This is a genomic window from Streptomyces sp. H39-S7, from assembly GCF_027158205.1.
In the GTDB taxonomy this organism is placed as follows: Bacteria; Actinomycetota; Actinomycetes; order Streptomycetales; family Streptomycetaceae; genus Actinacidiphila.
On the sequence record NZ_JAPVLU010000050.1, the window covers coordinates 1 to 11,936 of the forward strand.

The following is an 11,936-nucleotide window of genomic DNA, read 5'->3' on the forward strand; positions in this document are numbered from 1 at the left end:
CCCGCGCCGGCCCTCGCGGTGACGCGTCCTCCTGCTGTCGCCGACAGCGTTACCCGGTCGCCGGCCGGCAGAAACCGGAGGGCCGGGAGACGGCGACCGAATCGCGGGTGGCTCAGCCGACCAGCTCGTGGCCGGCCTTCATCGCGTCCTTGCCCGCCTTCACCGCGTCCTTGCCCGCCTTGACGGTGTCCTTGACCGCGCCCACCTTCTTGTCCAGCTTGTTTCCGACGACGCCCTGCGCCGCGGTCTTGGCCTTCTGGCCGGTGGTCGCGGCGGCCTGCGCCGTGCCACTCAGGGTTCCTCCGAAGTCGGCCTGGGCACAGGGGGCGGCGGCGGCAAGAAGCGCGGAACTTGCGGCGGCGGCGAAGAGAAATCGACGAACGTTCATGATCCATACAACGCGCGGGAAGGCCGGAGGGCACGCAAAACACCCACAACCCACCCTCCGGGGCGCAGAAAAGCGCGGGGACGGGGCGACCGGTTCCCCCGCGGCGGCCGGTGGCGACGCGCGGTCACCCCGCCCACCGCGCGGTCACCCGGCCCGCCCGCGTGGTGTCCCCCCGCCCGCCCGCGCGCTGTCACCCGGGCCCCCGGATCACCCCGACGGCCTGGTTCCGATGACGACGGTCGCGTACAGCTCCTCCGAGTCGGCCACCCGGGGGACCAGTCCGTCGCGGGCCACGATGGCGACGGCCTCCGGTACCTGCCGCTCGCTGGTCTCGAACAGCAGGTGGCCGCCCGGGGCCAGCCATCGGCCCGCTTCCGCCGTCACCCGCCGCAGGACGTCCAGCCCGTCCGTACCCCCGTCGAGTGCGACCCGGGCCTCGTGGACGCGGGCCTCCGTGGGAAGCAGGTCGATCTCCTCGGTCGGTACGTACGGCACGTTCGCGAGCAGCACCCCGACGCGGCCCCGCAGGGTGCCGGGCAGCGGCTCGTAGAGGTCCCCCTCGTACACCCGGCCGCCGACGAAGTCGACATTGCGCCGGGCGCAGCGCACGGCGGCGGGGTCGATGTCGGCGGCGTACAGCTCCACGGGGCGGTGCCCGGCACCAGGGCCCCGGTTCCGGTCGGCCACCAGCGCGGCGCCGAGGGCGCCCGAGCCGCAGCACAGGTCGACGACCACGGAGCCGGGTCGGAGAAGGGCCGCCGCCTGATCGACGAGGAACTCGGTACGGCGGCGGGGCACGAAGACCCCGGGGTCGACATCGAAGCGGCGGCCGTGGAACTCCGCCCAGCCGAGGACGTGTTCGAGGGGCAGGCCGACGACGCGGCGTTCCACCATGGCGACGAGTTCGGTGGGGGTCCGTGCGGTGGAGATGAGCAACTCCGCCTCGTCCTCGGCGAATACACAGCCGGCGGCGCGAAGTCTGGTGACGATGGCGGAGAGCGGAAGTACTGCGGGTGAAGCCTGCACGATGAGCCTTTCGGAACGCCTCTGGGCGCTCCCGCGGTCACCTATGCCTGATGGTGAGCCGCACGGCCGCGAAGGGGGAGCACCCGACCTGTTACAGCGGTGATGGGTCCCACCTCCTCAGTTGATCATTGGTAACGACGGCAACACTGTACCCGACCCGGGCCGGGCGTCCGGCGTATCCCGGCGGACGCGTGGGCCCCGTTCCGGACACGAGCGGAGCGGGGCCCTGGGAGCCGTCGTTCAGGCCGCCATGGCGACCTCCAGCCGGGTGGGCTTTCCGCCGGGCAGTTTGGCGGCGAACACCCGGGTGAGCAGGGTGCCGAGGAGCGCGGCGCCGAGCGCGCTGCCGAGCGTCTGGAAGAAGCGGATGCCGGTGAGACGGCCGACGTGCGGGTGTCGCGACGGCGCCGTCACGGCGTCGTGCGGGGGCGTCACCTGAACCGGTCTGGTGGGAAACCCCCGGCAGCGGGTAGTCGACGCTCATGAGCAATTTCGTCGTTTCCCTGCCAGGCACCCTGAAAGCGCCGCTCACCCCCGAGACCAGGGGGAAGATCCTCGCCGCTCTCCAGGGCACCGATCCCCATGAAGTCGCGGAGGGCGAGGCCGCGGACCTCGACGCGCTGAGTTTGGACCCGGACACCTCCACGTTCACCCTGCGTCTGGAAGTGGAGGCCGAGAACAGCGGCCAAGCACGTGAAGAGGCCCGTGCCCTCGCCGAGGGCGCGTTGCGCGGAGCCGGTCTGGACGAGCAGACCGCGCCGCTGGGCAACCCCGTCATCACCGCGATCGACGTGGACTGATTCCCGTCCCCGGGAAGGACCGCCACTGAAAACCCGCTGGTGGAGCCGGATTGGCCGCGGCTAGCATCCGCTGATGACGACTCCGGCAGACCAGGATTTCCGTGAGGCGCTGCACCGGGCCGACATCGGTCGGTTGGCGGACTGGTTGGACGCGCGGGCCTGTTCGGTCGACGTCTTCGGACGCCTCGTCCAGCACGCGGACCCTCGCATCCGGTACCTGGGGCTGACGCTGCTGACGGAGCGGATCACGTCGGACCGCGCACCCGGCGACGCCGAGTCGGCCGGGTTCGCCGCGCTGCTGCCGAGATCCCTGGCCGGACCGCCTGAGGCGGTGCTCGCGCTGGCAGGGCTCTACGAGCGGCTGGGGCAGCACCTCGACGGGCGCCCGTGGCCGGCCTGGCGTGCGGCGCGGCTCCCGGTACGGGTGCGGATCGCCTGGCTGCGGGCCGAACTGCTCAACGACGCGGCCGTGCTCCGTACGGAACCGCCGGGAGAGCTGCTCTACCAGGCCATGCGGGGAGTGTCCGTTGCCGGCGCGCACCGGCCGGGACAGCTCGTGGACGAGCTGGTGCGCGCCGGCGACCCGGTACTGGCGGCCGCGGCACTGCGCCTGGCCCGGCAGGGCCTGCACGCCGGGCTGCTGGCCCCGGCACTGGTCCGCGACCACGTGGTGCGGTTGCTCGACGCTCCTGGCGCGGAGGTCACCGCCGACGCGCTCAGGGAGCTCGCCGAACCGTGGGCGGTGCTGGATCCGTTGCCTGCCGGGCGCCTGTCCCCGTTCCTCGGCTCCGCCGCGGCGAACGCGGGTGGTGAGGCGGCGCAGGCCGCCCTCACGGCCGCGGCCCGGCACGGGCACCGCCACCTGCTGCTGCGCGTCGTGGACGATCCCGACCTGCCGCCGGCTCTGCGGCGGCGCGCGATGGAACTCCTCGGCGGGCAGGCCGACCGTGGTGACGTCTCCCGGTTGACGGCGAGCGCCGCGGCGGACCCGCTGCTGCTCGCCGCACCGGCGGTGACGTGCCTGCGCGATCTGCACCGGCGCGGGCACTTCCCCACGGAGGCGGACGTCCCGGCCATCATCGGGCTGGCGCTGGCCGATCACTCGGTTCCGCCCGGTGAGGTCGCGACGATCCTCTTCACCTGCCGTCGGGCCGTGCTCCGCGTGCTGCTGGATCAGGAGACCGCCGCCGGCCCCGATCCCGACCGGTCGCGAAGGTTGGACCTGCTCGTCGCTCTCGCCGGGCAAGGAGCCGAGAGCGGGGAGGAACGGGCCGGGAAGGAGCGGGCCGGGGAGAAGCAGGACGGGGAGAAGCAGGACGGGGAGAATCAGGTTCGGGAGGGCCGGAGCGACGAGGGCCGTACCGACGAGCCGCGCATCGGGGAGGCCATCACGCGCCTGCTCGCGTCCGCTCCCGCCGAGCCCGGAGCGGTGCTCGACGCGATCCGCAGGCTGCGGTACACCGGCGCGGAAGACGCGGTGCTCGCGCTCCTGCCGACGGCGCCCGCGGCGGCGCTCGACACGCTGGAGGCCATCGGCGGCCCCCGCACCGTGACGGCGCTGCGGGAAGGGCTCGGTCTCACCGAGGGGCAGCACGCGGGAACCATCGCACCCCACCTGCGCGTCGTCCGCGACCGCGCCCTCGAACTGCTGTGGCTGCTGACCACCGATCCTGAGCAGCGGCGTACCCTGCTCGACCGGCTCGACGCCGCCGATCTCCCCCGCCGTATCGCGGCCGACCTCGGCGGCCCGGACGAACGGGAGTTGGCCCTCCTGAGCTCCCATCTGGATCCGGACGAGCCGGTCGCTTCGCTGTGCAGGCTGGCCGCCCACGGCGGTCCCGGCACACTGCCGGCCCTCGCCGATCTCCTCCTGCGCGTCGTGGCCGGGCTCGCGGCCGAGGAGGCGAGCGGCGCGGCCCGACCCGTGCAGGCCGGGCCCTGCGTCAACGAGCCCGAGGTGCCCCACGAAGTCCTGAACGCCCTGTCCGCTCTGGGCAGCCGCCTCCACGCACGCGGCAGGATCCGGCCGGCCTGTCTGCTGGACGCCGCGACGGCGCGGGAAGCGGGTCACGCGCTCGTCGCGAGCCTTGTGCTCGACCTGCTGGACCGCCCGGGAGTGACGGACGGCGAGCGGACGATCCTGCTCGAACTGCTGCTCCGCGCGCCGTACCCGCACACCCGCCGACGGGTGCACCGACTCCTGCGGAATCGCGACCCGCAGGTGCGCAAACACGTGATCGCGCTGCTCGCCCGCGACACCGCGGGCGACGACGCCCAGGCGCTGTCGGCGTCCCTGATCGCACTGATCACCACCCGGAACGTGCAGGACGTCCAGACCGTACGGCAGGCGCTGCGGGCCCTGGGCCATGCGCGGGCCCGTTGGGCCGCCGCGGCGATCACCGGGTGTCTCGACCATCCGAGCATGAACATCAAGAAGACCGCTGCCGGGGTCCTGGCCCGCGCGGGCACACCGGCCGCAGTGCCCAAGCTGCTGTTCTGGCTCGGTCACCACGACAATCCGGGGCTGCGCGAAGCGCTGATCGCGGCGCTGCGCGCCATCCTCGGCCACGCGTACGCGGCGACCGTTCTCGCCGCGGCCGAGCGGACCACCGGGCACGCTTCCGGCGAGGAAGCCCGCGCCCGCGAACTGCTGCTCTCCGGCCTCGACGGCGAGCTGTCCGCCCGCTCCGTTCTCGCGCTCGACCACCAGGCCTCCCCGGTGGTACCGGTCCTGCTCTCCCTGGTGGCGGCCGGCCGGATCCGCCTCGCGGCCGGAGCGGTCGAGGAACTGGCATCGGCCATGGCCCGGCACGAAGTCGCCGTGAGCCCCGGCGGCCGCCCGGCACAGGACGCCCAGCACGACGCCGACGTCCGGTCGTTGACGACCCGGGGTTGGGACCCCGCGGTCGCCGTACGGATCGCCGAGCGCCCGGAGCCGCCGGGTGACGAGCAGTTGGCGGCACTGCGTCCGCTCCTCGCGGACTGGCTCCGGCTGGCCGCCGCGGACCCCGCCACCCGGGGTGCTGTCCTGCGGCTCACCGGGTGTCTGTGCCCGGCGCCGTGGACGGCCGAGGAACTGACGGTCCTGTCCCGCCACACCGAGGTCGTGCTCGGGGAACTCGCCGACCAGCCCTCCGGCCCGGCGCCCGCCGACCGCGACGTCTTGCTCGCCGTCCTCGAAGCAGCCGCACCGAAGCTGTCCCCCGTCGGGGTGGCGGCGCTCGCCGAAGCCGTGCGCGCACTGCCGCCCGCCCCTGCGGGCGACCGCTCCACTCTGACGCTGCTGCGGCGGTGCGACGCGGTGCTGGTACGCGCCGATCTCGACCAGGCGCTCGCCGCGGCCCGGCTCGGCGCCGACCCCTGGCAGGCCGAGTCCGCGATCCTGCGGGAAGCGTTCACCGCGCAGGGCGACGCGCACTCCCCCGCTCGTGCCGACGGCAGCGCGGCCGGAACAGGGACCGCCCCTGAGGCCGCGGCCTGGCAGGACGCGTTGGACGCCGCCGTGCGTGGTGCGAGCACCACGGCGCTGGAGGCGCTGCGCCGCGGGACCGACGACGTTCCGGGCTCCCGGCAGCGACTGGCCGCGCTGATCGACGCGTACCCCTCCGCCGGCCCCGAGGCGCGCGGTGTGCTCCTGGACTGGATGACGGAGCTCCAACCGCTCGACGCACCGGCCTGGACCCTCGCCGAGACCGCCCGCGAACCCGTCCCCGCCCCCGCACCTCGCGCCGTACGCGTCGACGACCTGGACCAGCCGCGTTCGACCGCCCTGCGGGAGCGCCTGGTGAGCCTGCTGGAATCCGCCGATCGCGACCGCGGGGACGCCGCCGCGCTCGCGCTCCTGTCGTGGCCCGAGCCCGCGACCCGGCTGCTCGTGCTCCAGGCGTTCCTCCGTGGCCGTGTCACCGTGCGGGTCGGCGCGGAGGCGGCCCGCCTGCTGACCCGCGTCGGCCCGACCGGGTTGCGGGGCCCGGAGATCCTGCCCGACCGGGCCGCACTCGTGGCCGGACAGCTCGACGAACGGGAGCTGGTTCCGCTCATCCCGCTGATCCTGGAGTGGTGGGAGCACGGCCCTCCCACCTGTCGGCCGATCGCCCGGAACCTGCTCCGCCGGGCTCCAGGCGACGCGCTCGCGGACCACCTGACCGACCGCCTGGCCGGCGGTGGCTGGGGACTGCTCGACCTGCTCACCGGCCGGCCGCTGCTGCGCACCCCCGCGCTGGAGCGGATCTGCCAACGGCTGCGCGCCGAGGGGCGCGACGATCTGGCCGACGGGCTCCTTCTCGTGGACGGCCCGCTGCGCGGCCCGGACGCCGGGGAGCAGGACGCCGCCGCCCTGGCGGCGCTCCGCGCCCGTCCCCAGGAAGCGCCGGGAGGAGCCGCACCCGGTCCGTCCCGCGACGAGCTGATGGCCCTGGCCCGGACCGGCGCTCCCGAGCAGATCCGCCGGGCGCTCACCCGGCTGGCCCGGTCCCACAGCGGGCATTCCGGACGGACAGAGCTGACGGATCTCACCGAGCTGACGGAACTGATCGTCGAACTGCTGCGCCACCCCAGGCCGGCGGTCCGCCTGCACGCCCACCGGACCTCACGGTCCCTCTTCGACCGGCGGACGTACCTGCTGCACACCTCGGTCCTGCTGGACGACCCGGAACCGAACGTCGTCCGCACGGCGGTGCTGGCCCTGAGCCACGCGCGCTGGGAGCCCGCGATCCCCGCCATCGCCGGGCTGCTGGAGCACTCCCACCCCGTCGTCCGGAAGACCGCCGCCGCGGGACTGGCCGGCATGGGCGCGCCGGCGGTCCCCGCTCTCCGGTACGCGGCCGGCCACGCCCGTCCGGACAGACGGGCCCGCTACACCGACGTCCTGGAACAGATCCAGCAACGGATCCAGGAACGGACCGAGGCGGCGGGCGGACCAGGGGTGTCCTGGTCGTGAACCTTTGCCGTACCGCGGGATCCGAGTGCTGGACCGCCGACCCGTCCGGCGCCCACCTCCGGTAAATTGGTCTACACCACGATGTGTATGCCTCAGAACGGTGGAATCAGCATGGAAGTAGTGATCGTTCCGGACGCCGAAGCGGGCGGCGAACTCATCGCCTCCGCCATCGCCGGCCTGCTCGCCCGCAAGCCCGACGCCCTGCTCGGCGTAGCCACCGGATCGACGCCGCTGCCGATCTACCAAGCGCTGGCCGCCCGGGTCCGCGCTTCCACGCTCGATGCCTCACGCGCACGCATCTGCCAGCTCGACGAGTACGTGGGCCTGCCCAAGGGGCACCCCGAGTCCTACCGCTCGGTGGTACTGCGCGAGGTAGTCGAGCCGCTCGGTCTGACCGAAGCCTCCTTCATCGGCCCCGACGGAACCGCCGAGGACGTCGCCGCCGCCAGCGCCGACTACGACCGCGCGCTGGCCGCCGCGGGCGGCGTCGACCTGCAACTGCTCGGCATCGGCACGGACGGGCACATCGGGTTCAACGAGCCCTGCTCCTCGCTCGCCTCCCGCACCCGCATCAAGACGCTCACCGAGCAGACCCGCGTTGACAACGCCCGGTTCTTCGACTCGCTGGACCAGGTGCCCCACCACGTCATCACCCAGGGCATCGGCACCATCCTGGAAGCGCGCCACCTGGTGCTGCTGGCGACCGGCGAGGCCAAGGCCGAGGCCGTGGCGCTCTCCGTGGAGGGCCCGCTGTCCGCGATGGTGCCGGCCTCGGCGCTGCAGCTGCACCCGCATGCCACCGTCGTCATCGACGAGGCGGCCGCGTCCGGCCTCAAGCTCGCGGACTACTTCCGCGCCACGTACGCGGCGAAGCCCGCCTGGCAGTTCCTCTGAGTCGTTCCCTGTGGCCGCTGCCGGCGGCGGGTACACCCGCCGCCGGCAGGGCCGCGTGTGCCGTCGCGGCCCACGCAGCAATGCTCAGGACTTCGGCTGGGTGAAGCGGATGCTGTTCCCGAAGGGGTCGCGCAGGCCGCAGTCGATGCCGTACGGCCGCTCGGTGGGCTCCTCGGTGAACTCCACGCCCCGGCCCAGCAGCGTCTCGTACGTCTTGCGGCAGTCGTCCGTGCTGAAGATGAGGTGGCCGCCCATCGCGCCCTTGGTCACCAGCTCGCGAACCTGCTGTGCCGTCTCCTCCGACATCGCCGGAGCGCCCGGCCTCTCCAGCAGGATCTGCCGATCGGGGTGACCGGGGACGTTGACGGTCAGCCAGCGCATGAAGCCCATGTCGATGTCGGCGTTGACCTCCAGGCCGAGCTTGCCGACGTAGAAGTCGAGGGCCTGGTCCTGGTCGAGGACGTAGATCTGTGAGTGCGTGATCGCTGTGAACATGTGCTTCACGCTACCGAGTGGACCGGCTGAAAACTTATCCGAAACTGCTCGGTCTCGTCGGGCCGTCGGGGCGCCGGCATGCTCGGGGCGCCGGCGGTCAGGCGCTCGGCCGCGTCCACGCCTTCGTGAAGCATGTCGGCACGTCCGCGGACACCGCTTCCTTCCGGTACGTCCTCGGTGAGCGGCCGACGATGTCGCGGAACGTACGACTGAAGGTCCCCGGGCTGCCGAAGCCGACCTGGAAGCAGATGTCCGTCACGCTGAGGCCGGTCTCCCGCAGCAGGAACATCGCCCGCTCGACCCGGCGGCGCTGCAGATAGCGGTGCGGGGTCTCGCCGAACGTGGCCCGGAAGGTGCGGGCGAAGTGGGCCTGCGACACATGGGCGACGCGGGCCAGGGCCGGGACGTCCAGCGGCTGCGCGTAGGCACGGTCCATCGCGTCCCGGGCCCGCAGCATGCGGCGGTTGGTCTCTTCTGCGGCGCTGCTCACGGCGCCATCACACCACGGTCCGCCCACAGTGTCGTGCGCGGTCGACTGTCGGTGCCGCGCAGTAACATCCGGACCACCGGCGGCCGGCCGGCATGCCCCGCCCCCCAGCACCTCCCCAGCACCCCCGAGGACAAGCCCGTGAGCGCAGCGACCGCCGTTACCGTCACCCGTTGTGCCTGGGCCGAGGGCGGCTCCGAGCTCATGACCGCCTACCACGACTCCGAGTGGGGCGTTCCGTCCCACAACGACGCCTACCTGTTCGAGCTGCTGCTCCTGGAAGGCGCGCAGGCAGGGCTGTCCTGGTCCACGGTGCTGAACAAGCGCGAGAACTACCGCAAGGCCCTCGACGGCTTCGACTACCGGAAGATCGTCCGGTACGAGCAGGCGAAGCTGGACGACCTGATGACCGACGCGGGGATCGTCCGCAACCGTCTCAAGGTCGCCTCCACGGTGAAGAACGCCCGTGCCTTCATCGCGACGCGCGAGGAGTTCGGCTCCTTCGACACCTACCTCTGGCAGTGGGTCGACGGAACGCCCGTGGTCAACCGTCCCCGACCGACGGATCCGCTGCCCGCGCGCACCGATCTCTCCGACCGGCTGAGCAAGGATCTGAAGCGGCGCGGCTTCACCTTCGTCGGCACCACCATCACCTACGCCTACCTGCAGGCCGTCGGCGTCGTGAACGACCACGCCACCACGTGCACGGCCCGGGCGCGGCCCCAGCGCCGGTCCTAGCCCTCGCCGTCCGCGTCGAGCGGGCAGGCCGTCGGCCGGCCGTCGTCGTCACCGTGGTAGAGACCCTGCTCGTCCGGGTCGGCGCCCGACCCGCTCAGGATGCCGATGTTGTCGCCGCAGTGGCACACGATGGTGATCATCGCTTCTCCTCGGAAGTGCTGGGAAACGCTTCAGGAGGACCCGGAAGGCCCCTGCCCACTCCAGCCCAGTTCTCGGCATCGGTCCTGTTTTGCTGGTCCGGTCGGGTTGGCCCGATACATGCGGGCACAAGTGTGCGAAGTGCCTGACCGGAGGCGGACCGCCCTGACAGAATGACCGCACGGGGCAGTCGATCTTCGAGTGGGAGCGCTCCATGACGCGCTTGCAGGCGCGACGAATTCATCGCCATGACGGCATCGCCGTCCTGGCGATCGTCGGTGAATTGGACCTGGACAGCGAAAAGGTGCTGGCCGATGCCGTCGCATCGGCCCTGGACACCGATCGGTCACAGCTGATCCTGGACTGCGGCGAACTCAGCTTCTGCGATTCACGGGGGCTGGGGCTACTGCTCTCCCTGCGGCAGACCCTGGACGACCGCGGCGGCTCCCTGGTCCTGGCCGCAGCGAGCCATCAGCTGCTGCGCACCCTGGAGCTCACCGGTGCCGACCAGGTCTTCGCCCTGGCCGGCAGCGTCGAGGAGGCGGCCGGCCTCCTACCGCCTCCCGGCACCACCGGCGTCACAGGAAGCGCCGGATCGGGATGACCGCCACTTCCTGAAGCCGCTGCATGGAGGAACGCCGGTTCCACGAGCCGGATTCGATCAGCTCGCTGACCGCCCGGTCCTCCTCGAAGTGCCCGTCGAGGGTCGCGGTGAAGGTCTCGTCGAGAACGGCCAGCATGACCTCTTCGTCATGGTCCAGCGAGCGGCGGTTGAAGTTCGTGGACCCGATGAGCGAGGCGACATGGTCGACGGTGATCACCTTGGCGTGCATCATCGTCGGCTGGTACTGCCAGATCTTCACTCCGGCCGCGATCAGTTCCTCGTAGAAGTTCTGGCCCGCCAGCTGGCACACCCGCTTGTCGGTGTGGGGCCCCGGCAGCAGGATCTCCACGTCGACCCCGCGCCGGGCCGCTTCGCACAGCAACTGGATGAAGAAGTCGTCGGGGGCGAAGTAGGCGGTGGCCAGGCGCAGGCGTTCCTGGGCCGACTCGATGACCACCCGGATCAGGGTCTGCATGTCCTGCCAGCCGAAACTGGCGGAGCCGCGCACCACCTGGACGATGGCGTCGCCCTGCGGGGCGTGCTCGACGAAGCGGTCGCGGTCGTCGAAGAGGTCGGCATGGCACTCGGCCCAGTTCTGGGCGAACGCCGCCGCGATCCCGTCCACCGCCGGGCCGCGCACCTGCACGTGGGTGTCGCGCCACTCCTTCTCGTTCGCGGCGTTGCCGCACCACTCCTCGGCGATGCCCACACCGCCGGTGTACCCGATCGTCTCGTCGACGACCAGGACCTTGCGGTGGCAGCGGTGGTTCTGCTTCAGCGGCGAGAGCCACAGCGGCTTGCGGAACCACGCGACCTGCACCCCCGCCTGCTCCATCTCGTCCAGCAACTCCTGCTCGATGAGCCGGCTGCCGAACCCGTCCAGCAGCAGCCGGACCCGCACGCCCTCGCGGGCCCGGCCGGCGAGCGCCGACGCGAACTCCCGGGCGATCGCCCCGCGCCAGTAGACGAAGGTCATCATGTCGACCGTGTAGCGCGCCGACCGGATGCTTTCCAGCATCGCCGCGAAGATCTCGTCACCGTTGCGCAGTGGCACCAGGGCGTTGTTCTCCGTCGCCGCGATACCGATCAGGCGCTCCAGCCGACGCCGTATCCGCTGCTTCCGGTCCGCGTACGACAGCCCGCCGGGTGCGGGTGGGGCCCCGGCCCCGGGCAGCGTCTGCTCGTGGTCCTCGACGGTCGTCATGCGAATTCTCCTGCGTAGAAGGCTGCTGAGGTGATTGCTGCCCCGTCGTACGGCACCGATGCCCGGGTTTCGGAGCGAAGTACGCCGTTTGGACTGGGCCAACGTACACACCTGCCGGTGCGGCCGCCGAAGGTGGCTGTGCCATGGCGCGTCCACGGCCCCGGAAACGGGAGCGGCGGGAGCGGGCGGCGCGGCGTTGGAGCGTTCGGGCCCGCGGGATACG

Annotated in this window: 12 protein-coding genes; 5 read left to right on the plus strand and 7 right to left on the minus strand. The window is 72.3% G+C overall.

Features of this window, described 5'->3' with window-relative positions:
• Positions 1 to 112: 112 nt before the first annotated feature.
• The 3 genes from O3X23_RS34985 to O3X23_RS34995 all read right to left on the minus strand — a co-directional run bounded on the left by O3X23_RS34985 (position 113) and on the right by O3X23_RS34995 (position 1,849).
• Entirely contained in the window at positions 113 to 388 is a 276-nt protein-coding gene (locus O3X23_RS34985; protein WP_269276603.1) for a hypothetical protein, read from the minus strand.
• A gap of 207 nt (positions 389 to 595) precedes the next feature.
• Positions 596 to 1,417: a putative protein N(5)-glutamine methyltransferase gene (locus O3X23_RS34990; RefSeq protein WP_443048071.1), complete on the minus strand. Its 822-nt coding sequence runs from the start codon at positions 1,415 to 1,417 to the stop codon at positions 596 to 598.
• Positions 1,418 to 1,654: 237 nt separating this feature from the next.
• Entirely contained in the window at positions 1,655 to 1,849 is a 195-nt protein-coding gene (locus tag O3X23_RS34995; protein WP_269276691.1) for a hypothetical protein, read from the minus strand.
• Between the two features lie 47 nt (positions 1,850 to 1,896).
• Here O3X23_RS34995 and O3X23_RS35000 point away from each other — a divergent pair, with 47 nt between their 5' ends.
• The 3 genes from O3X23_RS35000 (at position 1,897) to O3X23_RS35010 (ending at position 8,047) form a co-directional block, all read left to right on the plus strand.
• Positions 1,897 to 2,214: a hypothetical protein gene (locus O3X23_RS35000; protein ID WP_269276606.1), complete on the plus strand. Its 318-nt coding sequence runs from the start codon at positions 1,897 to 1,899 to the stop codon at positions 2,212 to 2,214.
• A 73-nt stretch (positions 2,215 to 2,287) separates the two neighbouring features.
• Positions 2,288 to 7,153, plus strand: coding sequence for a HEAT repeat domain-containing protein (locus O3X23_RS35005; RefSeq protein ID WP_269276607.1), 4,866 nt, complete (start codon positions 2,288 to 2,290; stop codon positions 7,151 to 7,153).
• Between the two features lie 111 nt (positions 7,154 to 7,264).
• Positions 7,265 to 8,047 (plus strand): glucosamine-6-phosphate deaminase, encoded by a 783-nt coding sequence (locus tag O3X23_RS35010; protein ID WP_269276609.1) that lies wholly within the window; start codon positions 7,265 to 7,267, stop codon positions 8,045 to 8,047.
• Positions 8,048 to 8,131: 84 nt separating this feature from the next.
• Here O3X23_RS35010 and O3X23_RS35015 read toward each other — a convergent pair whose 3' ends face one another.
• Entirely contained in the window at positions 8,132 to 8,542 is a 411-nt protein-coding gene (locus O3X23_RS35015; protein WP_269276612.1) for a VOC family protein, read from the minus strand.
• 97 nt (positions 8,543 to 8,639) lie between these two features.
• Positions 8,640 to 9,032, minus strand: a complete 393-nt coding sequence (locus tag O3X23_RS35020) for a helix-turn-helix domain-containing protein (protein WP_269276614.1) — start codon at positions 9,030 to 9,032, stop codon at positions 8,640 to 8,642.
• A gap of 138 nt (positions 9,033 to 9,170) precedes the next feature.
• On the opposite strand from O3X23_RS35020, the gene O3X23_RS35025 reads away from it, so the two are divergent.
• Positions 9,171 to 9,767, plus strand: a complete 597-nt coding sequence (locus O3X23_RS35025; protein WP_269276615.1) for a DNA-3-methyladenine glycosylase I — start codon at positions 9,171 to 9,173, stop codon at positions 9,765 to 9,767.
• Here O3X23_RS35025 and O3X23_RS35030 read toward each other — a convergent pair.
• Positions 9,764 to 9,907 (minus strand): hypothetical protein, encoded by a 144-nt coding sequence (locus O3X23_RS35030; protein WP_269276616.1) that lies wholly within the window; start codon positions 9,905 to 9,907, stop codon positions 9,764 to 9,766. The two genes, O3X23_RS35025 and O3X23_RS35030, sit on opposite strands and share 4 nt — an antisense overlap.
• Positions 9,908 to 10,119: 212 nt before the next feature.
• Here O3X23_RS35030 and O3X23_RS35035 point away from each other — a divergent pair, with 212 nt between their 5' ends.
• A complete protein-coding gene (locus tag O3X23_RS35035; protein ID WP_269276617.1) occupies positions 10,120 to 10,509 on the plus strand; it encodes an STAS domain-containing protein in 390 nt (129 codons plus the stop codon).
• Here the strand turns inward: O3X23_RS35035 and O3X23_RS35040 are convergent.
• Positions 10,484 to 11,713, minus strand: coding sequence for a phospholipase D-like domain-containing protein (locus tag O3X23_RS35040; protein ID WP_269276619.1), 1,230 nt, complete (start codon positions 11,711 to 11,713; stop codon positions 10,484 to 10,486). The genes O3X23_RS35035 and O3X23_RS35040 overlap by 26 nt on opposite strands.
• Positions 11,714 to 11,936: the final 223 nt, after the last annotated feature.

Coding starts and splice junctions, on each gene's coding strand:
- O3X23_RS34985 (WP_269276603.1), bottom strand. CDS start 388: ATGAACGTTCGTCGATTTCTCTTCGCCGCCGCCGCAAGTTCCGCGCTT.
- O3X23_RS35000 (WP_269276606.1), top strand. CDS start 1,897: ATGAGCAATTTCGTCGTTTCCCTGCCAGGCACCCTGAAAGCGCCGCTC.
- O3X23_RS35005 (WP_269276607.1), top strand. CDS start 2,288: ATGACGACTCCGGCAGACCAGGATTTCCGTGAGGCGCTGCACCGGGCC.
- O3X23_RS35010 (WP_269276609.1), top strand. CDS start 7,265: ATGGAAGTAGTGATCGTTCCGGACGCCGAAGCGGGCGGCGAACTCATC.
- O3X23_RS35015 (WP_269276612.1), bottom strand. CDS start 8,542: ATGTTCACAGCGATCACGCACTCACAGATCTACGTCCTCGACCAGGAC.
- O3X23_RS35030 (WP_269276616.1), bottom strand. CDS start 9,907: ATGATCACCATCGTGTGCCACTGCGGCGACAACATCGGCATCCTGAGC.
- O3X23_RS35035 (WP_269276617.1), top strand. CDS start 10,120: ATGACGCGCTTGCAGGCGCGACGAATTCATCGCCATGACGGCATCGCC.
- O3X23_RS35040 (WP_269276619.1), bottom strand. CDS start 11,713: ATGACGACCGTCGAGGACCACGAGCAGACGCTGCCCGGGGCCGGGGCC.